This is a genomic window from Candidatus Phyllobacterium onerii (assembly GCF_028331445.1).
GTDB classification, from domain to species: Bacteria; Pseudomonadota; Alphaproteobacteria; order Rhizobiales; family Rhizobiaceae; genus Phyllobacterium; species Phyllobacterium onerii.
Window position 1 is genome coordinate 197,417 of sequence record NZ_JAQMHX010000003.1, and the last position, 23,275, is coordinate 220,691.

General features: G+C 55.9%; 25 protein-coding genes and 1 other RNA gene. 8 read left to right on the top strand and 18 right to left on the bottom strand.

What is annotated here, in order from left to right:
- Position 1: 1 nt before the first annotated feature.
- The 6 genes from PHA01_RS08990 to PHA01_RS09015 form a co-directional block, all read right to left on the bottom strand.
- Entirely contained in the window at positions 2-364 is a 363-nt protein-coding gene (locus tag PHA01_RS08990) for a nitrile hydratase accessory protein (protein WP_271894658.1), read from the bottom strand.
- Positions 351-1,010, bottom strand: coding sequence for a nitrile hydratase subunit beta (gene nthB, locus PHA01_RS08995; protein ID WP_271894659.1), 660 nt, complete (start codon positions 1,008-1,010; stop codon positions 351-353). The genes PHA01_RS08990 and nthB overlap by 14 nt, the downstream gene beginning before the upstream one ends.
- Positions 1,007-1,627 (bottom strand): nitrile hydratase subunit alpha, encoded by a 621-nt coding sequence (gene nthA, locus PHA01_RS09000; protein ID WP_271894660.1) that lies wholly within the window; start codon positions 1,625-1,627, stop codon positions 1,007-1,009. Before nthA ends, nthB begins: the two co-directional genes overlap by 4 nt.
- Before the next feature lie 38 nt (positions 1,628-1,665).
- Positions 1,666-2,259: a LysE family translocator gene (locus tag PHA01_RS09005; RefSeq protein WP_271894662.1), complete on the bottom strand. Its 594-nt coding sequence runs from the start codon at positions 2,257-2,259 to the stop codon at positions 1,666-1,668.
- Between the two features lie 109 nt (positions 2,260-2,368).
- On the bottom strand, positions 2,369-2,941 hold the full coding sequence (gene ilvN / locus PHA01_RS09010) for an acetolactate synthase small subunit (RefSeq protein WP_112530013.1): 573 nt from the start codon (positions 2,939-2,941) through the stop codon (positions 2,369-2,371).
- Between the two features lie 21 nt (positions 2,942-2,962).
- The gene (locus tag PHA01_RS09015) at positions 2,963-4,768 is read right to left on the bottom strand and encodes an acetolactate synthase 3 large subunit (RefSeq protein ID WP_271894663.1); all 1,806 of its coding nucleotides are present in this window, start codon (positions 4,766-4,768) and stop codon (positions 2,963-2,965) included.
- Positions 4,769-5,143: 375 nt separating this feature from the next.
- Between PHA01_RS09015 and PHA01_RS09020 the strand changes: the two genes are divergently transcribed.
- Positions 5,144-7,027, top strand: a complete 1,884-nt coding sequence (locus tag PHA01_RS09020; protein ID WP_271894664.1) for an ATP-binding protein — start codon at positions 5,144-5,146, stop codon at positions 7,025-7,027.
- 1 nt (position 7,028) lies between these two features.
- Here the strand turns inward: PHA01_RS09020 and miaA are convergent, their stop codons facing one another.
- Positions 7,029-7,910 carry a tRNA (adenosine(37)-N6)-dimethylallyltransferase MiaA gene (miaA, locus tag PHA01_RS09025; RefSeq protein WP_271894665.1) on the bottom strand — a complete coding sequence of 294 codons (882 nt, stop codon included), beginning with the start codon at positions 7,908-7,910 and terminating at the stop codon, positions 7,029-7,031.
- A gap of 27 nt (positions 7,911-7,937) precedes the next feature.
- On the opposite strand from miaA, the gene serB reads away from it, so the two are divergent.
- Positions 7,938-8,825: a phosphoserine phosphatase SerB gene (gene serB / locus PHA01_RS09030; RefSeq protein WP_271894666.1), complete on the top strand. Its 888-nt coding sequence runs from the start codon at positions 7,938-7,940 to the stop codon at positions 8,823-8,825.
- A gap of 176 nt (positions 8,826-9,001) precedes the next feature.
- On the opposite strand, the gene PHA01_RS09035 is transcribed toward serB, so the two are convergent.
- The 10 genes from PHA01_RS09035 to PHA01_RS09080 all read right to left on the bottom strand — a co-directional run bounded on the left by PHA01_RS09035 (position 9,002) and on the right by PHA01_RS09080 (position 17,713).
- On the bottom strand, positions 9,002-10,435 hold the full coding sequence (locus PHA01_RS09035) for a Do family serine endopeptidase (RefSeq protein WP_271895058.1): 1,434 nt from the start codon (positions 10,433-10,435) through the stop codon (positions 9,002-9,004).
- Positions 10,436-10,774: 339 nt separating this feature from the next.
- Positions 10,775-11,347 carry a hypothetical protein gene (locus PHA01_RS09040; protein ID WP_271894668.1) on the bottom strand — a complete coding sequence of 191 codons (573 nt, stop codon included), beginning with the start codon at positions 11,345-11,347 and terminating at the stop codon, positions 10,775-10,777.
- A 202-nt stretch (positions 11,348-11,549) separates the two neighbouring features.
- Positions 11,550-12,278 carry a DUF5677 domain-containing protein gene (locus PHA01_RS09045; RefSeq protein ID WP_271894670.1) on the bottom strand — a complete coding sequence of 243 codons (729 nt, stop codon included), beginning with the start codon at positions 12,276-12,278 and terminating at the stop codon, positions 11,550-11,552.
- 218 nt (positions 12,279-12,496) lie between these two features.
- Complete coding sequence (locus PHA01_RS09050; protein WP_271894671.1) at positions 12,497-13,258, bottom strand: DUF899 domain-containing protein; 762 nt, start codon at positions 13,256-13,258, stop codon at positions 12,497-12,499.
- A 201-nt stretch (positions 13,259-13,459) separates the two neighbouring features.
- Positions 13,460-13,645: a DUF2065 domain-containing protein gene (locus tag PHA01_RS09055; RefSeq protein WP_271894672.1), complete on the bottom strand. Its 186-nt coding sequence runs from the start codon at positions 13,643-13,645 to the stop codon at positions 13,460-13,462.
- A gap of 15 nt (positions 13,646-13,660) precedes the next feature.
- The gene (gene hflC / locus PHA01_RS09060) at positions 13,661-14,617 is read right to left on the bottom strand and encodes a protease modulator HflC (RefSeq protein ID WP_271894673.1); all 957 of its coding nucleotides are present in this window, start codon (positions 14,615-14,617) and stop codon (positions 13,661-13,663) included.
- Positions 14,614-15,723 carry an FtsH protease activity modulator HflK gene (hflK, locus tag PHA01_RS09065; protein WP_271894674.1) on the bottom strand — a complete coding sequence of 370 codons (1,110 nt, stop codon included), beginning with the start codon at positions 15,721-15,723 and terminating at the stop codon, positions 14,614-14,616. The genes hflC and hflK overlap by 4 nt, the downstream gene beginning before the upstream one ends.
- Before the next feature lie 190 nt (positions 15,724-15,913).
- A complete protein-coding gene (locus tag PHA01_RS09070) occupies positions 15,914-16,414 on the bottom strand; it encodes a dihydrofolate reductase (RefSeq protein ID WP_271894675.1) in 501 nt (166 codons plus the stop codon).
- 52 nt (positions 16,415-16,466) lie between these two features.
- Complete coding sequence (locus PHA01_RS09075) at positions 16,467-17,261, bottom strand: thymidylate synthase (protein ID WP_271894676.1); 795 nt, start codon at positions 17,259-17,261, stop codon at positions 16,467-16,469.
- Between the two features lie 140 nt (positions 17,262-17,401).
- Complete coding sequence (locus PHA01_RS09080; RefSeq protein ID WP_210000530.1) at positions 17,402-17,713, bottom strand: DUF2853 family protein; 312 nt, start codon at positions 17,711-17,713, stop codon at positions 17,402-17,404.
- Between the two features lie 145 nt (positions 17,714-17,858).
- On the opposite strand from PHA01_RS09080, the gene ssrA reads away from it, so the two are divergent.
- The 5 genes from ssrA to PHA01_RS09105 all read left to right on the top strand — a co-directional run bounded on the left by ssrA (position 17,859) and on the right by PHA01_RS09105 (position 20,913).
- Positions 17,859-18,216, top strand: a transfer-messenger RNA (tmRNA) gene (gene ssrA, locus PHA01_RS09085).
- A gap of 120 nt (positions 18,217-18,336) precedes the next feature.
- Complete coding sequence (locus PHA01_RS09090) at positions 18,337-18,690, top strand: ArsR/SmtB family transcription factor (RefSeq protein WP_224508515.1); 354 nt, start codon at positions 18,337-18,339, stop codon at positions 18,688-18,690.
- Positions 18,671-19,144 (top strand): SRPBCC family protein, encoded by a 474-nt coding sequence (locus tag PHA01_RS09095; protein WP_271894677.1) that lies wholly within the window; start codon positions 18,671-18,673, stop codon positions 19,142-19,144. Before PHA01_RS09090 ends, PHA01_RS09095 begins: the two co-directional genes overlap by 20 nt.
- Before the next feature lie 40 nt (positions 19,145-19,184).
- Positions 19,185-19,844: a DUF899 domain-containing protein gene (locus tag PHA01_RS09100; RefSeq protein WP_271894678.1), complete on the top strand. Its 660-nt coding sequence runs from the start codon at positions 19,185-19,187 to the stop codon at positions 19,842-19,844.
- A gap of 520 nt (positions 19,845-20,364) precedes the next feature.
- Positions 20,365-20,913 (top strand): AAA family ATPase, encoded by a 549-nt coding sequence (locus PHA01_RS09105; RefSeq protein ID WP_271894679.1) that lies wholly within the window; start codon positions 20,365-20,367, stop codon positions 20,911-20,913.
- A gap of 62 nt (positions 20,914-20,975) precedes the next feature.
- Here the strand turns inward: PHA01_RS09105 and PHA01_RS09110 are convergent, their stop codons facing one another.
- Positions 20,976-22,184, bottom strand: coding sequence for a multidrug effflux MFS transporter (locus PHA01_RS09110; RefSeq protein ID WP_271894680.1), 1,209 nt, complete (start codon positions 22,182-22,184; stop codon positions 20,976-20,978).
- Positions 22,185-22,398: 214 nt separating this feature from the next.
- Between PHA01_RS09110 and PHA01_RS09115 the strand changes: the two genes are divergently transcribed.
- A complete protein-coding gene (locus tag PHA01_RS09115; protein ID WP_417020940.1) occupies positions 22,399-23,097 on the top strand; it encodes a TetR/AcrR family transcriptional regulator C-terminal domain-containing protein in 699 nt (232 codons plus the stop codon).
- Positions 23,098-23,275 lie beyond the last annotated feature (178 nt).

Consider the following 23,275-nt stretch of genomic DNA (forward strand, 5'->3'; position numbering starts at 1 on the left):
CTCAGGATCGGTCCGGATCATTTTCGAGGCGGATGGGTTGGCCATGCGGTGTCGCGTGAGCAGCGCGCTGCCAAGCCCCGGCCAATTGATCGATATCATGGCTATCCGCAACATTCTTGGAGGCAATGAGCGACTCCAACGCCTCAAGCCAGCAACTATAGTAGTCACTAGCATCATCCAGCGCGCCAGGGTGTTTCAGTTTGCCGGAAAGCGTGGCCGCCCACTCCTCCCAGGTGAACAACCCGCGGTCGTGGAGGGCAACCGCCATTGCAAAGGCTTCCGCCTGCCAAGGTTCGGCAAATACCGGACCGTCACCGCTCGCGGGGAGTCCGCGCGAGTGAGTGATCAGCTCACGCAGGCTCAAGATAACTCTCCCAGGCATCAATACTGACGGTCAAAATAGGATCGGCTCCATCGCCCCATATCTCAGGCGCGGTAAAGACCACTGTATAAACATATTGGGGGTTCTCACCCTTGCCGTGAGCATTGGAATCCGGAAAAACAAAGCCACCACGGACAGCTTCGATTACCCCCAACTTGCCATGCGCATAGCGCGGCAGTCGCGTATGCGTTTCCGGATTGAAATTATGGGTACGGATGCGATCGCTTGGCTGGAAGCGCGGCTCACCTGCCACGGGGCGATCGCAAGGGCCACCTTTCGCAAGGGCTGCCGCGACATTTTCCGCTTTCAAAACACGTTTTGGCTGAGTTCCTTTGCCAAGCGAGCGACCTTCATCGAGTTCCTGTGGCTGGACAAATCCGTGGCGCTTAAGCAGGATCTCCAGCGCCTTGGCCCATATTTCATAATAGCTGGAAGTGTAATAATCCGCGGGGTGCAGGCTCTCGCGCGCATGACGGCTCTCGTCGATATTCCAGTGCCCCATCGCGCCAGCGGCGATTGTCATGCCCATTGCCCGTTTTTCCCAATCGGCATGAAACAACGGCTCATTTTTTTCGGGCGCAACAGGGCCAAAACCCATCTGCCCGCCAAGATCCTGCGGCCCGTTCATGCTGCCTCCGGTGCGAGCGCCAGCCCCGTTCCGATCATTGAGTCGCGTGTGACGAGCCGGGCAAGCTGTTCTTCACTCAGGCCTTCGCTACCTTCCGGGCGCATGGGCACGACCAGGTAACGCAATTCGGCAGTCGAATCCCAGACACGAATTCTGGTCGTTTCAGGAAGGATCACATCAAACTCGACCAGTACGCCACGCGGATCAATAACGGCCTTCGACCGATAAGGTGGCGATTTATACCACACGGGAGGCAAGCCGAGCACCGACCATGGGTAGCACGAGCACAGCGTGCATACGACGAGATTGTGCGTGTCCGGCGTATTGAATACTGCCTGCATATGCTCGCCCTGCCGCCCGGTATAACTCAGGGACTCAATTGCTGCTGTTGCGTCGCGCTTCAGCCAATCCGCATACTCTGGATCCGACCAAGCTTTTGCGACAACCTTCGCTCCGTTGCGTGGACCAACCTTCGTTTCGTACGTATCGACGATCACATCGATCGCTTGCGGGTCGATCAGGCCCTTCTCCGTCAAAATCGTTTCCAAGGCGCGCACGCGCGCAGCCATGGGATCAAGCTCATTATCGTGATGGTGGTCGTCATGGTCGTGTGGCATGGAGAAAATCCTATGCGCCAACAGCGGTCGGCGCAAGCTTACTTCAACATTGGCCACAAGGTGGCCACGAGCAGAACCGCCATTGTGATGTTGAACCATTTAAGTCTCACTGGATCAGCAAGCCAGCCGCGCATGATCTGCCCAAAGGCTGCCCAGCTCGAAACGGATGGAATATTCACGATCGCAAACGCGATCCCCACGATTAAAACCGTCGTAAAATAAGCTTGCGGCGACGTATAGGTTGCCATAGCGGTCACAGCCATCACCCACGCTTTCGGGTTGATCCACTGGAATGCGGCAGCTTCCAGGAACGTCATCGGTCGTGCCTTGCCGTCAACGGCCTTCAGAGAGCGGGACATGGCGATCTTGTAGGCGAGATAGATCAGATAGGCACCGCCCGCAAATTTCAGCGCCGTATAAAGAAGCGGAAACGTCTGCAGCAAAGCGCCAAGTCCCAAACCCACCCCAATAAGCAAAGTAAAGAAACCCGAGCCAATACCGAACATGTGGGGAATCGTGCGTTTGAAGCCGAAATTGACGCCCGATGTCAGCAGCATGAAGTTATTTGGTCCCGGCGTTATCGACGTGACGAAAGCGAACACCAGTAGGGTCAGAAAAATCTCGAGTGTCACTACGATACCCACCCCTGTGAAAAGAGGCACTCATAGGGTCTGGCGATACTTGGCTCAAGGGCGGACTTGTCAGGGATACAATTGAGTATCCCTGACAAGAGCACTAAAGCTACATTCCCATGGGACCGCGGTTCATGGCGGCAACCCCTGTCCGGCAAATCTCGACGAGGCCAAGCGGCTTCATGATCGCGATAAACTGGTCAATCTTCGAACCTTTGCCAGTGATCTCGAAGATGAAATGCTCCGTCGTTGCGTCTGTCACCTTGGCATGAAACGCATCGGCCAGACGCAATGCTTCATTGCGATGCTCGCCAAGGCCGGCGACCTTGACCAACGCCAGTTCGCGCTGGATTGGCCCGCTCTGGCCAAGTTCATCTGCACGCACAGACAAATCCACCACACGGTGCACAGGCACAATGCGTTCCAGCTGGTGGCGAATCTGGTCCAGAATGTGCGGTGTGCCGCGCGTCACGATCGTGATGCGCGACAGATGCTGTTCATGCTCGGTCTCGGAAACCGTAAGGCTTTCAATGTTATAGCCCCGTCCGGAGAATAGGCCAATCACGCGTGCAAGGACGCCGGGCTCATTATCGACCAGGACCGATAGAACTGTCGTGACAGGTAGTTCAGTCTCCTTGGCAATGAAATATGCCGAACCGGAGGCTAGGTTTTGAGCGTTCATTTGTTATTTTCTCCGGTTTGCTTAAACGAGCTGCCTGCCCTTGGCATCAATGGCGTTGGCGACTGCATCATCCGTAGCCTCGTCGGGCAAAAGCATCTCATTGTGAGCCTTGCCGGAAGGGATCATCGGGAAGCAGTTGGCGAGATTAGCCACGCGGCAATCGAAAAGTACCGGCTTTTTGACGTCGATCATTTCCTGAATGGCATCGTCGAGATCGCCAGGCTTTTCGCAGCGAACACCATGACCGCCATAGGCCTCCGCCAGTTTGACGAAATCGGGCAAGGCTTCCGTATAGGAATGCGACAGGCGATTGCCATGCAGCAGTTGCTGCCACTGGCGGACCATTCCCATGTACTGGTTGTTCAGGATAAAGATCTTGATCGGCGCTTCATACTGAACAGCAGCACTCATCTCCTGCATAGTCATCTGCACCGAAGCGTCCCCAGCGATGTCGATAACCAGCGAGTCAGGATGCGCGATCTGCACACCCAACGCTGCTGGCAGGCCATAGCCCATCGTTCCGAGACCGCCTGATGTCATCCAGCGATTGGGCTTTTCGAAATGATAGAACTGCGCCGCCCACATCTGGTGCTGGCCGACTTCGGTCGTGATATAGGTGTCGCGATCCTTGGTCAGTGCGTACAGCCGCTCCAGCGCATATTGCGGCATGATCACGTCCTTGTTGCGCGTATAGGACAGAGATTTCCGTGAGCGCCATCTGTCGATCTGCGACCACCATGCATCGATCGCCTTTTCGTCAGGCTTTGTCGAAGAGGCACGCAGAAGGCGAATCATGTCTTCGAGCACGTGGGCAACATCGCCGATGACCGGAACGTCAACCCGAACCGCCTTGTTGATGGAAGACGGATCGATATCGATGTGAATCTTCCGGGAATTTGGCGAGAAACCGCTGATGCGGCCGGTAATACGATCGTCGAAGCGCGCACCAATATTCAGCATGACGTCGCAATCATGCATCGTCATATTCGCTTCGTAGGTTCCGTGCATGCCCAGCATGCCAAGCCAATTCTTGCCGGATGCTGGATAAGCGCCAAGCCCCATCAATGTCGAGGTGATCGGAAAATTGGTGAGCTCGACGAGTTCCCGCAGCAATTTACTTGCTTCGTTGCCGGAGTTGATGACACCGCCCCCCGAGTAGATAACAGGGCGTTTTGCCGTCAGCATCAGAGCAACAGCCTGCTTGATCGCCTCGATATCACCTTGGATCTTGGGATGATAGCTGGTGCGCGGTGAGACTTCCGGCGGCGTATACATGCCGGTTGCAAACTGAACATCCTTCGGAACGTCAACGAGAACTGGACCGGGACGCCCTGTTTTGGCAACGTGGAATGCCTCATGCAGAACACGCGCAAGATCGTTGACATCTTTCACCAGCCAATTGTGCTTGGTACAAGGGCGGGTGATACCGACAGTGTCGCACTCCTGGAAGGCATCCGAACCGATCAGGCTCGTCGGGACCTGTCCACTGATACAAACCAGCGGAATGGAGTCCATCAGTGCATCCTGTAGCGGCGTAACCGCATTGGTTGCGCCGGGCCCTGATGTGACCAGCATTACGCCGACTTTACCGGTGGACCGGGCATAACCCTCCGCGGCATGACCCGCACCCTGTTCGTGCCGGACCAGAATGTGGTTGATCTTGTCCTGTTGGAAGAGTTCATCATAGATCGGAAGCACGGCGCCACCCGGATATCCGAAAATATCGGTTACCCCCTGATCAATGAGTGCCTGGACGACCATCTCGGCACCAGTCATTTCACGTCGTTGCGATGGTCGGCTGTCACTATCCTGCTTGTCTGCTTTCATCGGTCTCTTCCCGTCTATTCTGCGGCTCTTGGCCCTTCAGAAGGTGTCTGCTCTAACTGAAATGTTGGAAATAAAAAAGGCCCCCGAAGGAGCCTGTGTATCGCGCATGGGAGCTTTCGCCGGGTGCTTACTACACCCTGCCCATGCGCGATCCCACGACGATAAGAACTGTTTTCATGGTCGCGGACGATAGTTAAGCAAATTCCATACGTCAACGGCAAAAATGCAAATCAAATCGAATGACCAGCACTGAACCTGAAACCAGTCGAAACAATTGTCACAATCACGCTAAGATAATCTCAATGCCTTCGAATTAGGGTGACCCGACAAGTCTTGTCAACACACTGTCATCAGTTCACGGAATGGTCGCCAACGATGAACGCTGAAGCCTTGCCGGCTGAACAACCCAGACCCTTCGTTCGCAATCGAACCGATGGGCACGTCATCGAATGCAACGGTGAAAAGGCCGTCATTTACGCGTTGACCGGGCCGTCTATCGCAGCATCGGATGACTACTGGACAGTCGGTCAATTGATTTCCATTCAAGTCGGAAACAGCCGCGTGGTTGGACTCGTCTATGAAGTCAACGCCCATGAAGCGCAATGGGTCGTTGAAGCCGACCAGAGCATTCGCATCCATGTCGAGCTTATCGGACAGGTCAATGAGCATGGTGATGGTTCGTTGACCTTTTCATCCGGCATCGCGAATTATCCGCACATGGGCGCCGTAGCACATCGGATTCGCGCGACAGATCTGGCAATTATTTACACAGCGAGCCTGAAGAACACCGTATCAGTCGGGCATCTGTCGCAAAATGCATCGATCCCGGCATTGATATCCATCGATAGTCTGGTTTCGCGACACTTTGCCGTCCTTGGCAGCACAGGCGTGGGTAAATCGAGCGCTGTTTCCCTGCTTTTGCGCAAGATCATAGCGCAGCGACCCGATCTCCGCGTACTGATCCTCGATCCTCACAACGAATTTGCAAGCGCCTTTCCTGATCATGCGATCTCGATCGATTACAATACTTTGGAATTGCCCTATTGGCTGTTCAGGCTGGAAGAGTTTGCAGAAGCTGTCTTCCGCGGGAGGCCGACGGTGCCAGCCGAAGTTGATGCCTTGCGCGATCTGATTCCGATTGCGCGGGAGCGCTTTGCCAGTTCCGAAGCGGCAACTGCCGCGTCGCTCCTCAAAAAAGACCGCGATTATTCGTCGTTAACCGCCGATACGCCGACACCATATCGGATGGCTGATCTCATCAAGCTGATCGATGAACGCATCGGCCAATTGGAAGGCAAGACGGATCGGCCGATCATGAAGGCGCTTCGGCAGCGTTTGCAGGCGCTGGTTGCTGATCCCAGATACCGCTTCATGTTCTCGGCCCCGACGACGATGGACACGATGCGCCAGACGATTGGCCACATTTTCCGCATACCCAAGAACGATCGTCCGATTTGCGTCTTTCAATTGGCTGGACTGCCATCGGAAGTGGTGAATTCCGTTGCCTCGGTACTCTGCCGTATGGCTTTCGACCTCGCGGTGTCGAGCGACGGCCGCGCACAGACGCTCGTCGTCTGCGAGGAAGCGCATCGTTACATTCCCGCGGATGCCAATGCGGGCTTCTGGCCAACGCGCCAGGCAATTGCCCGCATTGCCAAGGAAGGCCGCAAATATGGCGTCTATCTAGCTGTCATTTCGCAGCGTCCGGGCGAGCTTGATGCAACCATTCTTTCCCAATGCAGCACCGTGTTTGCCATGCGCCTCGGAAATGAGCGCGATCAGGAGATCATTCGGGGCGCCATTACTGGCGCATCGCAAAGCACGATTGGATTTCTGTCATCGATTGCCAATCGAGAAGCGATCGCTTTTGGAGAGGCGGTTCCGACGCCGATGCGCATGATGTTCGAGACAATTGCGCCCGACCAACTGCCGGCCGCACATATGACCAAAAGCCAGCAATCCATGCGACTGGGAGATTCTTACCTATCTCTCGACACGATCTTGATGCGAATGCGTCAGCTCAATGCGGCAGAAAGCACAAGCAGTCAGGATGATGCATTCGATGTGGTCGAAACTATTGGCCAGCCTGTCGCGAGCCAGAGGCACACAGTTCCCTTGGCTCAGGAGCCTGTCAGAACCCAGTGGCGCAATATCGATGCTGCAATCCGCAGAGAGGAACCGCCCAGGTCACAACCGGAAGCTACCGATCGGTTCCGTGCTAGCGACCTGATCCGCACATTCCGCAACGACAAGACCTGAGTCACGGATAAGGCAATCTTTCCCAGTCATCGCCGAGCTGGTTGCGGAACCATGTCATCTGGCGCTTTGCATATTGACGGGTAGCGATCGTCGCGAGTTCTGCGGCTTCCTCTGGATCCAGCCGATCGGCAAGAACCTCGGCAATTTCGCGCACTCCGATCGCCCTCATGGCAGGGAGTTCACTCGAAAGCCCTAATGATAGCAATGCCTTAACCTCGTCGAGGGCGCCGGTTTTCATCATGTTTTCAAAGCGTGATGCGATACGCGCTCCCAGCCATTTCCTATCGGGCTCGATAACAATTTTGCGCGCGGCTCCAGAGTCAATCAGCGATCTGCCGGTTGCCTTCTGCCATTCGACGATGGATCGACCCGACGCATCGATGACTTCGAGCGCTCTTACAATCCGCTGGCTATCGGTCGGACGCAATCTAGACGCCGCCAACGGGTCTTTCTCAGTGAGAATCGCGTGCAATTCCCCGGAGCCGAGCTCAGCATCCTGCTGACGCCAATGCGCCCGGATATCCGCAGCAATATCGGGCATTGCCGATAGCCCTCCGAGAAGAGCACGAAAATACAGCCCGGTACCGCCAACGAAAATCATAGTCTTTTCAGTTAGTTCTGGTCTGTTCAGTACATGTTCGGCATCCGTGAGCCAGCGTCCGGTCGAGTAGGCGATGCTCGGCGAAACATGCCCGTAGAGATAATGGGGCGCGGCTTTGAGATCGTCCGGACCTGGCCGCGCGGTCAGGAGGTTGAGGACATCATAGACCTGCATTGAATCCGTATTGACGATCACACCGCCTGTTTCGTCCGCCAAACGAAGCGCAAGCGCCGACTTGCCGCTTGCCGTCGGTCCAGCTATCAGGATTATCTGTCTTGTCACATCAACCGCCCAACCGGAAATTGCCCTATGCCCTTGATGGCCACGCTCATCGCCAATCCCGCCACTTCGGACCTTGTACCATCGCTCGGGATTAAAGCCTCGGCGGCGGTCAATGCAACAGGTCTTTATTGGCTGGCCGACGGTATTGCCTGTGACCTGTCCCTGAGGGACGGTACCGATGCTGCTGAAGCGCATCTTGAACTGGTCCGGGCTATCGACAGCGCGCCAATCGATATTGTCGTTCAAAATCAAGATACTAGGCGCAAGAAGATTTTGATTGCCGACATGGATTCGACCATGATCCAGCAAGAATGTATCGATGAACTGGCCGAAGAAGCGGGCCTCCGGGAAAAAGTTGCGGCGATCACGGCACGGGCGATGAATGGCGAAATCGCGTTCGAACCTGCGCTGCGTGAACGCGTCGCGCTGCTCAAGGGCCTGCCCTATACGGTAATCGACAAGGTGATCGCCAGCCGCATCACGCTCATGCCGGGTGGGCCGGAACTGGTGCGCACAATGAAAAAGCACGGGGCTTATACGTCGCTTGTTTCAGGCGGATTTACCGTGTTCACCCAGCGTATTGCCGAGATGATCGGCTTCAATGAAAACAGCGCCAACACCTTGATAGATAATGGAAAAGTCTTGACGGGAGAAGTCAAGGAACCGATCCTCGGACGTGAGGCGAAGGTTGCTGCGCTGACCTCCATCTGCCAGCGTTTTGGCCTTTCACCGCAAGATGCGATCGCGGTTGGAGATGGCGCCAATGACCTTGGCATGCTGCAACTGGCAGGCACAGGCGTAGCGCTCCACGCCAAACCGATCGTTGCCGAACAGGCAAAGGTGCGGATCGACCATGGTGATCTGACCGCCCTTCTCTATATCCAGGGCTATCGACAAACCGATTTTGTGGTCTGAATTCGCGTCGCCACAACCATTTTTCTCGCAATGGTGGAAAATCTTGCGCCAGAATCGACAACTCTTGCATCAGATTCGCACGTTCTTGTGCAAGATCAGGTAATTCTTGCGCAAACTTGCATGCGATCCTCAATCCGCTGAATGAAAAATGCCGCGGTTGAACCCAGCCCTTCAAATCAGTCCATTTGAAGCGTGACAAACCGCAGCTCGCCGGTTTTTGACGCCAGCATGAGCAGTGCATTCTTGCGACCCTCGTCGCGAAGTTTTTCGATCCGCGCCGCCACATCCTCCGGCGTTGAGACGGTCTCCTGCGCAATATCGACGATGACGTCGCCTGCCGCGATCCGCTTGTTGGCGGCGATCGAGCCGTTCTGCACTTCAGTCACAACCACGCCCTCGACCTCCTTGGCAATGCCGAAGGTCTTGCGGGTGGCATCGTCGAGTTTTCCAAGGCTCATGCCCAGCACGTCCACGTTCTGGGCGGCTCCGTCCTCGCCGGTTGTCTGGTCGTCCTTCTTTGCGTCCGCCTGATCACCGTCTTCCAGACGTCCGAGCGTGACCTTGACAGTCTGCTCCTTGCCCTTGCGGACAACGACGACATCGACTTCCTTGCCGATAGGGCTCTCGGCAACGACGCGCGGGAGGTCCTTGACGTTGTTGACGTCCCTGCCATCGAAACGCGTGATCACATCGCCGGGCAGAATGGCACCACCGGCGACCGGGCCGCCTTCGATGATCCCGGCAACCAGCGCGCCCTTGCTGGATGTCATGCCGAGGCTTTCCGCGATATCGTCAGTCACAGGCTGGATGCGCACGCCAAGCCAGCCACGACGCGCCTCGCCAAACTGGCGCAGCTGCGCGATGACGCCGGACGCAAGCTCGGCCGGAATGGCGAAACCGATACCGATCGATCCGCCGGTCGGCGAAATGATGGCGGTATTGATACCGATGACCTGGCCATACATGTCGAACAGCGGCCCGCCGGAATTGCCGCGGTTGATCGCAGCGTCGGTCTGGATGAAATTGTCGTAAGGACCGGAATTGATATCGCGGTTGCGCGCCGAGACGATGCCGACTGTCACGGTGCCACCGAGACCAAAGGGATTGCCGATGGCCATGACCCAATCGCCGATACGCGTCTTCGATGAATCGCCGAACTTGACCGCAACCAGCTTGTGCTTTTTCGGATCGACCTTGAGCACGGCTAGATCGGTCTTGGTATCCTTGCCGACAAGCGTCGCCTTCAGCTTTGAACCATCATTGAAATTGACTTCGATCTCGTCGGCATCGGCAATCACGTGATTGTTCGTGACGACGATGCCTTCGGCCGCATCGACCACGAAACCCGAACCGAGCGACTGGACCTTGTGCGAAGGATTGCTCTCACCAGGATTCTGCTTGCCGAAATATTCGTCGAAGAATTCCTGGAAAGGCGAGCCGTCGGGCACCTTCGGCATTGGCACCGGCCCCGATTCCCCATCCTGTCCCTTTACGGTCTGCGAGGTCGAGATGTTGACCACGGCATCGAGCAGGCCTTGCGCAAGATCGGCAACCGAGGCCGGCCCCTGTGCTCGCGGCTGCTGACTGTTCGGCACAATCGGAGCTTGCATCTGCGCCCGTGCGGCACCGACAAATGCAGGGTTGAGGCTTGTCGCGGTCAGCGCAATCAGCGCGGTAGCCGCGGTTGCGGAACGGAGAACGAGGCGACCAGTCTTGAAAAACATACGTTCGGGCCCTTATCGGAAACAGAATGATACAACAGAACGGCGAGAGGCGACATAAATATGACCGAGCGGCTATTGCAGCACTTATTTCAGATCAGTCAATTCAAGAGTTGATGAATTGGCTGAACTCTGGTGCGTGGTTCGACAAGCTCACCATGAGGGAGGCACGATATGATCGAGGACGAATCTGACGCTAGCCTCTTGGACTGACCTACTTTGCTCGCCCTAATTCTGACCGGGGGGCGGTAGCACATATGCTTTGTACTCTTCTAGGGGTGGCGGCGGCCCACGGTCATAGGTGTATCTGTCAACTAAAGATTGTCCGAGCAAACCAAAATAATCACTGGACTCGTCAACCGCCGTAAAGAAACGTTCAGTTTGTATTAACTTTCCCGTTTCTTTCGAAAACCATAGTTTGTTCATGGCTTTGGCGCCATTGCGCTGCCAATCGGCTTTGAAGACCACAGTATCACTTCCGTCCATGGTTTCAGTGCCAAGCTTAGAGCAACCTTGGAAGACCGGCCGCCCAGACTCGGAAATACGATCGAGCGTTTCACGCCTGTATGCGAGCCAAGATAGGTCTGGCTTGCGGACGTAGATGGTCAGGTCATAAAAATAGACCCAGCCCCGTAGCTTTCCACTGTCCTGACCCGCCCCTGTAACAGTTGAAACGATTTGATAGCGGCCCGTATTTACTGTGTGTTCGTAGGCCCCGTTGGGTTCAGCACATGTATTGTCATCTGCCTGTGCGCTTGCAATTCCAGCAGAAATGCAAAGCCATGCCCAAATCAATTTCATTAACTATCCCCCGCCCCATCTTCGTACTCCGAGTCAGCACTGCTACGAGTTCTGCGCGTCTGGTCAAATCTGCCCTGAATTTATCGCTTACTAAGTCGTCGACCTACCCTCAACGCCGTCAGTAAGTACAAGTTGGCACTCCGCGCGCGATAGTCGCGTCGAGCGGATAGCAATGGCGATGAACACTGCTAGCACCAAAAATTTACCCGTCGCGCGCCTTCCTCAATTCGGCAAGACGTTTATCCATCTCTGCAAAACCATTCGGTTGACCAGAAAGAAAGCGGTGGTGCATGGCAAGGCTACTATTCATTAGAATGCCAGCCACGCTGTCTAACGTAACCTCACATTCGCCATCACCCGTGAAGTTGTTAAGGACCAACTCGATATCGTTATCCCGCACCCTCATGTGTCGGTTCATGAGCGACCTGATGTTGTTGTGGCTCTCGCTGCAAAGCAAATTATAAACAGAACGATACTCATCTACCATATCTGCCTTTCCAAAGCGCTCGAAGGCCGACAAAGGATGGATGCCAGCAGCCCTATACTCTTCAAATGATTTCCGGTGGCTGTTTAGGCTCTCGACAACCACGTCATTATCGCCAAATCCGGCAAGAAATGCATTGTCACCGGCGATCCCTTCCTCGATTAGCTTCTTCCACTCCTTGTGGTATGCGGCATTCATGTTGTCGAGATATTTTTCATCCTTAAGCAAAGCACTCAGATCCACCCACGCTTCTAGAAGCGAGCGTAAGATGGCATCGGTTCCGCCTACTTTCCCGGCCTTCAAAAGAATTGCGACACTCTCTGACTGTTCTAGGATCGTAGCATACAGGCTAATCAGAACGCGCTGAATTTCTTGCCGTTTGTCAAATTTCAAAGATGGAACAAGCGTCATTGCTTTGGCGTGAAGGTCAAAAACGAATTCCAACATGCTGATGCATCTCCGGGTATCCCGCTCAACATTAGGGGAAAAGCCTGATTATGGCATGTTTGCCAGTCATTTTAGAGTATGATTCTGAATCGGCCGCATTGCCCCACAATCAAACCGATTGAGATCACGCGCTTCTGATGGCGACGCGAAGGACGCCATCCGAAAGCGGGTCGAGCACGCCACTGACGTTTTACTGTGCGTTCAGACTCTCGCCCAACTCATGTATCTCCCTTCCGTTGCGGTGGGTTGGGAGCAACGACTGGGCCGTAATTGTCGTGAAGGCGCCACCACGTGTAGGGATCTCCCTGAGGACGGCCGGGCGGCACGTCCTGCCAAGTCTCCTGCCGACCCAACGGCGTCATGACGAGAAATGACCAGACGGGGCCTATTTCCTCAATGCCGCGTCCATTCAGAAAGTAGGTGCGGAAAATACGCTCACCGCGCCGGATAAAGACATTGATGCCGAACATTTCTTCAACACCGAAATCTCGGGAGAATCGCTCATCGGGCAGCGAATAGAAAGGAATGTGGTTCCACCCCATCCGTTCGCGCAGGCTCTCGATCTTGTCGATAGGAGCAGCAGTGACGAAGGCCAGGGTCGTGTCGCGTGCTGCAAGATGGGCGGGATGAACGACGGTGTCGGCAACCAGCGAGCAACCGCTGCACGCCCCATCCGGCCAATTCTCGACATCGGGCGCATAGAAGAAACGATAGACGACTAGCTGTCGTCGGCCTTCGAACAGTCCCAGCAGATCCCTGTCGCCATTCGTGCCTATGAATTTGTAATTGCGGTCAACTTCGGTCACCGGAAGCAGCCTGCGCTTGGCGGCCAGGCGATCCTTGGCCTTCATCAGGGCCTTTTCCTCCACGAGCAGCTCCTCGCGGGCAGCGTTCCATTCATCTTGCGAAACCACATCGAAGTCGCCCATAGGTTCGCGCATAGACGGAGCCGGGACTCCGGGACCTTCTTGTCGAGCCATATTCTCCTCCGTTGAAAGCGTTGCATGTTTACATGCAACGGCTCAGCAACATGCGGGTTCCAAGGGATGATTTGTCTGCGGTTCGAGGCTTTACCATGCCTGAGCACAACCGCCTGCTTTCCACCGACGGGGTCCAACCGCAAGGTAGGTGGTGGATCAAATGATGACACTACGCATCAGATTGGTCCAAACTCGGGACGCCTACCCCCGAGCCAACCACACCACCCCCACGCCGACGGCGACGGAAGCGACGCCGGCGATGCGCAGGAAGCCATCCGGCTGTTCGCTGACATCGCGGGCAACACGTTTTGCAACGAGCGGGAAAAGGCCATAGAGCAGCCCCTCGAATACGAGGAACAGCCCTACGGCATCAATGAAATCGATCATGATATGAACCCGCCCCTATTGAGGGGCGGGAGCGGCGGGCGCGGGCGGCGTTGCGCCGGCGGGCGGCGTAGGACCGCTGACCGGAGGCAGACCGCCATTCGAATCCTGGAAATAGCGGAAGAACTCGGAAGTCGGTGAAAGCACCATCGTCGTTCCTGTATTATCCAGCGCTGTGCCATAGGCCGTCATCGAGCGATAGAACGCGAAGAAATCCGGATCCTTGGAGAAGACATCGGCGAAGATACGGCTGCGCTCGCCTTCACCCTGACCTCGGGCAATTTCCGATTCCTTACGGGCTTCCGCGATGATTTCGACAACCTGGCGATCGGCAATGGCCTTTATGCGCTGTGCCGCTTCACGGCCGCGGGCACGCAGGCGCTCGGCTTCCGCCAGACGTTCTGCCTTCATGCGGTCGAACGTCTGCTGCGACACTTCCTGCGTCAGGTCCGTCCGGCGAATACGCACGTCCGTGATCTGCAGGCCGAGCGATTCCGCATCGGGACGCAATTGCTGGCGCACTTCGTTCATCATGCCAGCGCGCTCGTCCGACAGGGCAGCCTCAAAGCCACGCAAGCCATAGACACCACGCAACGCCGCATCGAGACGCGTACGCAACCGGGCTTCGGCCAAGGTTATGTCGCCCGATACGGTCTGACGGAACTTGCGCGGATCGGTGATCTGGTAGACGAGGAACGCATCGACCTCGTAGAACTTGCCGCCCGAAACCTGAACACGGATATTGTCGAGTTCGAAGCTCAAGAGACGATCTTCGATCATCTGCACATTGTCGGCCTCGAGAAAACCGAAAGGCAGCTTGAAGTAAATGCCGGGATCGGCCTTCACATCGACGATCTGACCAAACCTCAGGACGATGGCCTGCTGGCCGGCCCTGACGACAAATAGTGACGAATAGGCCAACAAGGCGATGAACGCGATCAGGCCAACGAGAAGCGGAACACGATTCTGGTTCATGGCTTTGTCCCCTCTGTGGTGGTGGCGGGGGCAGGCTTACCGGTCAAACCCGGCAGCGGCAGATAAGGTATGACGCCTTGTCCGCTTTGATCGACGATCACCTTGTTCGAATCCTTCAGTACACGCTCCATCGTTTCAAGGAAGAGACGCTTGCGCGTGACTTCCGGCGCCTTGACATACTGGTCATAGACAGAGGTAAAGCGTTGCGCCTCACCTTCCGCTTCCTGGACGATACGGTTCTTATAGGCCGCCGCATCTTCACGGATCTGCGCGCCTTCACCGCGGGCCTGGCCCAGCTTCTGGTTGGAATACTGGTTCGATTCCTCGACAAAACGGTCTTCGTCCTGTTCGGCACGCTGAACTTCATCGAACGCGTCGGCCACTTCGCGAGGCGGCGCCGCGTCTTCGATCGACAGGGCATTGATCGCAATGCCTGCACCATAGTCGTCGAGCGTCTTCTGGATGATGCCGCGCACATCATTGGCGATGCCAGCACGGTTATCACGGAAGATATCCTGCGCCGGACTGCGGCCGACGATCTCGCGCATGGCGCTTTCCGAAACCTGCTGTACGAGGTTTTCCGGATTTTCGACATGGAACAGATAGGCGACGGGATCGGAAACGCGATACAGCACCGAGAACTGAACGTCGACAATGTTCTGATCACCGGAGAGCATCAGGCCTTCCTTGGCGCCGCGGGCGCCCTGCCCGCCAATGTTCTTCTGCTTTTCGACGATCTCGACCTTCTCATAGGATTCGATCGGCCAGAAATGGAAATGCAGGCCCGGCTCGGCGATATCAGGCTTGGGCTTGCCGAAACGCAGCTCCACGGCGCGTTCGTCCGGCTGGACTGTGTATATCGACTGGAAAAGCCAGAAAGCCACCAGCGCAAGTGCGGCCAAGCCCCAGATCGCCGGACTGCCGCCGGAACCACCCGGAAGCGCCTGACGCAAACGATCCTGACCACGGCGGAATATATCTTCGAGATCGGGAGGGGTCTTGCCTCCGCCACCTTGCGGCTTTTGACCCCAAGGGCCACCGCCGCCACTATTATTACCGCCGCCACCCCATGGGCCGCCGCCGCCGTTCTGATTACTCCAGGGCATTCCTACCTCTTAATTTGAACGAAAGCGCCACCCCGTGGCTTCCTCCCGCTAATCCAACTTCCCGTTTATAGGGATCGCAAGGCACGCTTTCAACGCGTGGCGAAGCTTTTCAAGCGGAATTGGTAAAAAGCCGAACGATTATGCCCATTTATGACGATAATTTGAGGCCGCAATCATGGGCCGGAACAAATCAGCCGCGTTCGTAGATGACAAACCGCGTTGCAAAATTGTCTTTTTCACCCGCCGGAAAATCCTCGCTGGAAACCTCAGTCCATACCTTTGGATCGATGGGAGGGAAAACGACATCGCCTTCGACTTCGGCCAGGACCCAGGTGACATACAGCCTGTCGGCGCGGTTCAACGATTGGCGAAAAATATCGCCGCCGCCGATAATGCAAATCTCGTCGACCTTGTCGGCCCCGGCATGGCTTCCCGCAATCATCAGTGCCTGATCGATAGACCTGGCGGCGATGACACCTTCCATGGAAAAGGCAGGATCGCGCGTGATGACAATGTTGGTCCGGCCGGGCAACGGCCGCCCAAGCGAATCCCATGTCTTGCGGCCCATGATGATGGGCTTGCCCATGGTAGTGGCCTTGAAACGCTTCAGATCCGACGACAGCCGCCACGGCAAGCCATTCTCACGGCCGATCACGCCATTTTCGGCAATCGCAACAACAAAACTGATCATGAGTATCCATCCGTTTCAAACAAACATTCGCCCGCAAACCCAAACGCGGATCCTATACCGCGATTGGCGCCCTGATGCTCGGCTCGGCGACATAATCTATCAGATGGAAATCGTCATATTTGAAGGCAAAGAGATCGGTAACGTCCGGATTGATCTGCATAGTCGGCAAGGGGCCGGGTTTGCGCATCAATTGCTGTTTCGCCTGCTCGAAATGATTGGCATAGAGATGGGCATCGCCGAGCGTGTGAACGAAATCGCCGGGCTTCAACCCGGTGACTTGCGCCACCATCATCGTCAGCAATGCGTAGGAGGCGATGTTGAAGGGTACACCGAGGAAAATGTCCGCCGAGCGCTGGTAGAGCTGGCATGAGAGCTTGCCATCGGCCACGTAGAACTGGAACAGGCAGTGGCAGGGCGGCAACGCCATCTCATCGACCAAGGCCGGATTCCATGCCGAGACGATCAAACGTCTTGAATGAGGATTTTTGCGTATCTGATTCAAAAGATTCGCAATCTGGTCGATATGCCGGCCATCCGGAGCCGGCCATGAGCGCCATTGGGCGCCGTAGACGGGGCCGAGGTCGCCGTTCTCGTCGGCCCACTCGTCCCAGATCGTGACGCCGTTTTCCTTGAGATAGGCGATGTTCGTGTCGCCCTTCAGGAACCACAGAAGTTCATAGATGATGGATTTCAGATGCAGCTTTTTCGTCGTCAGCATCGGAAAACCGGCGGCCAGATCGAAACGCATCTGATAACCGAAAACGGACCGCGTACCGGTACCGGTGCGGTCGCCGCGATCGGCGCCCGTATCGAGCACATGCTGAAGAAGATCGAGATAAGTGCGCATAATTTCTTTTAGCAGATTCGGCTGATTAAACACTTAAACTTGTGCGTGATCCACAGGGCTGCCAAGCCCAAATCCATGCACCTAATGAAAAATCCCCGGTGATTCGCCGGGGATGATTCGGATTTGCCGATTGAAATTGATCAGAGCTTGCCGAGAGCGCCGAGGGCCTTGGCGGTCAGGTAATAAAAGGTGACGCGGCTCTTCGAGCTGTCCGCCTTCATGGCCGCGCACACGGATTCGATGGCGGCGTCGGCCTTGGCGGTATCTGTGAGACCGAGCTTCTTTTCGACCCAATTGGTGCGAACACGCTTCAATTCGTCCGGATCTGTGCAGGAAACCAGCGAAGAATCCCTGTTGCGCAGAGCAATTCCGAGATGTTTGACGATTTTCGCGACAGTCGCCTCATCGGCAGCCGCATCGTAATGACGAACATCCTTTAGATAGTCACTCATCGAAAAACCCCCTGATTGCTAGGCTCAATGCGCGGCATTGCAACCTCCCTGACAATGAAGACATCGCACAAACTGGCAGATGCATGAGGCGATGGCTTTCTAGACACCCTTGAAACATTCCCCAGCAACAGTTCCAAGTCAATCCACTCTTTCAATTCGGCTAAACAGCTCCTATATAAGAGCTGCTGGCTTCGGCCAGCTATGGTGATAAACGGACGATGTAATAAGCTTATTGGACCCGGGGGCGGTACCCGGCGCCTCCACCAGAACGCAGCAGGTTTTGCTGCTTTGTGGCGGGGGCGAAATAGGATCGACAAGAGTGTAAAGATCGAACTTTTGCCCGGCATTGTACCACCGTTATCGGGCTAACCTAGTAGTTGCAAACGACAACTATGCGGAAGCACGTCTCGCCGCTTAATGCGGTGCGATAGCTTCAAATTAAGTCCTAGGGGTTCGCACTTCTAGGCGGGGTTCGGAGGCACCTGGCAACAGAAGCCTTCACTTCTCCCCTCCCATTTCGCTTCCCCTCGCCCCTTCCTGCTCAGCCTCAAGCAAGACTTGACGCGCGCTTTATTGCGGCGTATAAAACCAAATAGTTAAATAACCGAATGGTTCAGCATAGAATGACAACCGATCGTCTCGATAACATCTTCTCGGCACTGGCAGACCCGACGCGCAGGGCAATCCTGGCACGTCTGGCTCTGGGCACGACTTCGGTGACGGAACTCGCCGAACCGTTTCGCATGTCCGGACCAGCAGTATCGAAGCATCTCAAGGTGCTCGAACGCGCCGGGCTCATCATTCGCGGCCGCGAGGCGCAATGGCGGCCATGCAGTCTCGACGCGGCTCCGCTCAAGGAAGTGAGGGACTGGCTCGAACATTACCGGCGCTTCTGGGAAACCAGTTTCGACCGGCTGGAAGAATATCTGCAGGAGGTTCAGACAAATGGAGATCACGATGGCACAGACCAACGTTGAAACGAACGCCTCAGCCGGTCGCGTTCTGACCATAACACGCATCTTCAACGCGCCGCCCGCGCTGGTTTTCGATGCCTTCTCCGATCCAAAACGCATGTTGCAATGGGTCGGCCCGCGCAATTATCCGGCAAGCTACGTTGAATCGGACCTGCGGGTTGGCGGCAGATGGCGCGCTTGCCTCGATAGCCAAGCAAGCGGCGAGAAGCTGTGGCATGGCGGCGTCTATCGCGAGATCGTGCCAGGCAAGCGCCTCTCCTATACGTTTGCCTGGGATCAGGAGAACGGCAGGCCAGGCCTCGAAACGCTCGTCGACATCAATTTCGAAGGCCAGAATGGCAAGACACTGATGACATTCCAACAGAGCGAATTCGATACGCCTGAAGATTGCGACGGTCACCGGGAGGGCTGGAACAGTACCTTCGACCGGCTGGAAGAGTTGCTCGCCCGGGAATGAATCGATTTCCCAATGAAGCATTCCGCAACAGGAGGAAGCAATGCAACATGAGATCGTATCACGCGATGAGTGGCTAAGGGCGCGGCTGGCGCTACTTGCCAGGGAAAAGGCTTTTACCAAAGCCGAGGAGGAAATGAGCGCACGACGGCGTGCCCTGCCTTGGGTCAAGGTCGAGAAGGAATACACCTTCGATAGCCGCTCGGGCAAAATGACGCTCTCGGACCTCTTCGATGGACGCAGCCAACTTTTCATCAAGCATTTCATGATGGGACCGGGCCAGGAACAGCAATGCGTCGGCTGTACACTGGAGGTAGACCATGTGGAGGGCTTGCTCGAATATCTTCAAAACAACGATGTTTCCTATGTAGCGGTCGCGCGAGCGCCAATTGGAGAAATCGAAACACTGCGCAAGGCCATGGGCTGGCGTTTTCCTTGGGTTTCATCGTTCCACAGCGATTTCAATTATGACTTCAACGTGTCATTCACGCCGAAGGAAGTGGCTGGAAGGAACGCTTACTATAACTTCGAGACCACCGATCCAGGCCTGGAGGACCTGTCCGGCGACAGCGTTTTCTATAAGGACGGTGACGGCCAGATTTATCACACCTACTCGGCCTTCAGCCGTGGCGGCGAGCAATTCCTTGGTATCTACGGATATCTCGATGCCGAAGGGCCGCAACGAGACCGGACCGCATTATGATCTCGTTGATTGGGCGCGGCCGAGGCCGATGTACGGCAAAGGCGGCACGGTTGGCGATAATGGCCGTTATCACGCGGCCGACTGTGCTTGTTCAGCCCATACATGAGTGAGGCCGATGTGCTGCGCGCTCACTGCGTTACTCATAGCCTTGGTCACGGCGTGGCGAACCCGGTTCGGAGCCCTCTTGGACTGGCGGCCACGTGCGCGAACGGCCGCAACCTTTGGGGCAGTTGCTATTGCCCTGATCGGAGGTTCGGCCCTAGCGGCAGAACATATCTCCCACTACGTCGCTCGCGCCCATGCAAACGAGCGGACAGTCCTCGCCGAATTCATTGCTCAACCGATTTGCCGTGGACGCAATTGACCCGGTAGCACTGGAACTCAGTGCCAGCCCCGACTAGTCTCGCCAGCAGAAACACCCCAATCGCGATTTCCCCTCTTTGCCTAATGGTGCAGGCATTCCGGCCTGTGCTCTACGACGCCCGGCATCATCTCGCCGGGGTCCAGCGGGAGACACTCCATGCAAAGAACCAACCAGAACTTCTTCATCCTTACCGGCGGTCCGGGTTCGGGCAAGACCACGCTGTTAGATGCTCTTGAAGAACGCGGTTATACTGCGTCTGTAGAAGCGGGACGCGCTATCATACAGCATTGCTTGACAATTGATGGTGCCGCCCTTCCATGGAAGGACCCAGCCCTGTTTGCTGAGTTGATGCTCTCATGGGAGTTGCGCTCTTATGATCTGGCGACACAACACTGGAACACCGTCTTCTTCGACAGAGGTTTTCCGGATTTGATCGGCTATCTGCGGCTTTCAGGGATTGCCGTGCCAAGCCATTTTCAACGGGCCGCACAACTGTACCGCTACAATGATCGCGTCTTCATTCTTCCTCCCTGGCCCGAGATCTACGCACAGGATACCGAGCGCAAACAAACTCTAAACGAGGCCGAACGAACGTATCACGCCATGGTCAGAGCATATGGCGATGCCGGATATGATTTGATCGAGGTCCCCTGCGTGCCAGTTTCGGCACGGACTGATTTCATCCTGGAGAAGCTGAAAAGATGAAAAAGGCCCGGAACGATGTCCCGGGCCTTTTCGCTTCGCATCTGATGGAGGGATCAGAGTTCTTATTCTGCGGCGGCTTCCGCCTCAACGACGCGGCGGCGAGCGATCGTTGTCTGCGTGACGATCAATGCACCGACGGCGCAAAGAGCGATGCCCGCCGCCATCGGCAAGGCCGTGCCATCAAAGAACGCGCCGGCAACACCCATGGCGACAGCGGCGGTAACGAACTGCAGCGTCCCCATCAACGCCGATGCCGTGCCGGCGATTTCACCGTGATCTTCAAGCGCAAGCACACCGGTCGTCGGAAGGACAAGCCCGAGGAAGCCGTAGCCGATGAAGAGGAAGGTCGCCATGACCGGCAGCTGATTGAAGCCAAGGCTCATGACGACGACCATCGCAACCATGGCCAGCGAAAAGCCTGTCACAGCATTGCGCATCACACGAACGAGGCCGTAGCGAGCACCAAGCCAACCCGTCAGCTGCGAGACAGCAAAGAACGACACGGCGTTGATAGAGAAGGCAAAACTGTATTGCGTCGGCGTCAATCCGTAGTGGTTGATCAGCACGAAGGGCGAGTTGGCCAGATAGACGAGAAAGCTGGACAGGCCAAGACCACCGATGAAGGTGAGCGTCAGGAAGTTGCCATCCTTGAACAGCAGGCGATAGGCCGCCATGGCGCTGTCGAAACCGCTTTCCGCGCGGGCGTCCTTGGTCCGCGTTTCTGTCAACTGCGTCGACAGCAGGATCAGCCCGAGAAACGCAGCGATCGTCACGGCCCAGAATACCCCTCGCCAGCCAAAGAGCACGATGACGGCACTGCCTGTCAGAGGAGCAAGGATTGGCGAGATACTGAAAACGAGCATCAGCAGCGACATCAGCCGTGCGGCCTGTACGCCCGTATGCATATCGCGAACGATAGCGCGAGGAATGACCATGCCAGCGGCACCGCCGATACCCTGCAGAAAGCGGAATGCGATCAAGGTCTCGACATCGCTTGCCAGCGCACAGCCGATGCTCGCGACGGCGAACAAACCGATGCCCATGTAGAGCGGCGCCTTGCGGCCCCACATATCGGAGATGGGCCCATAGAAGAGCTGGGCGACCGCAAATGGAATGAAGAAGGCCAAGAGGCTCATCTGCACGGCATTGTTTTCTGCGCCGAGGTCCTGTCCGATGGAAGGCATCGCGGGAAGATACATGTCGATCGCAAAGGGACCGATGGCTGTCAGAAGGCCAAGGATGAGGGCACTACGAAAGAAGGAGCTTGTCATGATGGTGATCTTTCAGAAAACCGCGGCGCAAAAACCGGATTGTCTTCGCGCCAGCTCTCAGGAGGGATTCAAACTGATTTTCGGGGGCCGATATGAATGCGCGAGCTTGGGAGGATAGCGCATCAACAGGGCAAAAGCCGTGTCAACAAATTTGGACACAGATGTCAAACTAGACACCATTGTCTAAAACGTCAAGACGCATTATCTTCTGTCCATGAAAAATCGCAACGAACCAAGAGCCGGAATGGGCCATACCCAGCGCGGTCAATGCGCAAAACGCATTTCAATATTGGATGCCGCCGCCGAGGTGTTTTGTCGTGAAGGTTTTTCAGGAGCGAGTATCGACGAAATTGCCGTAGAGGCCTGCGTTTCCCGCCAGACCATATACAACCACTACCGCGAAAAGGAAACTCTGTTCACCGCGGTTGTCGAGGATGTCATGGACCGTGCCAACGCCATGCTGTTTTCGATATTATCAACCTTTCCAGACAAATCGGATCATCTTGAGGACGATCTGACAGCCTTTGCTGTTCGTCTCACGAAAAATTGCCTGTGCAATCAGGATGGCAAATTCCTGCGCAAACTCGTCCAGTCGGAGGGCGAGCGTTATCCGCACCTGTTTGAAACATGGCGCCAGCATGGCCCCGGCAAGATCGGCACGGCTCTGGGAGCTCTTTTTGCACGCCTCAGTCACAAAGGCGTGCTGCGGATCGACGATTTCGACCTTGCTGCCCGCCAGTTTCTTGCCTTGGTCAACGCCGATCTGCAAATGATCACGCTGTTCGGCGGTACGCCGACCGATGAAGAACTCGAAAGCGCTGCGCGCAACGCAGTGCAGACTTTCATCCGCGCCTATGCAGGGCCTGCAAGTGAAACGGCGCCGCGAACACCTGCCCTTGCTGTCGTTGGCTGATCTGAAGTTGATATTTTCATCTTAAAATTCGCCGCAAACGACGTTTAAGTTGTATTTTACGTTCGTCAATTTTTCCGACGAACGTTAAATTTTTTTGTGCGGCAGACAAGCGGTCGCAATTCCGCTAGCCATGCGCCATAATGGTTGAATGATGTTAGCCATCTCCGCTTGACAGGGA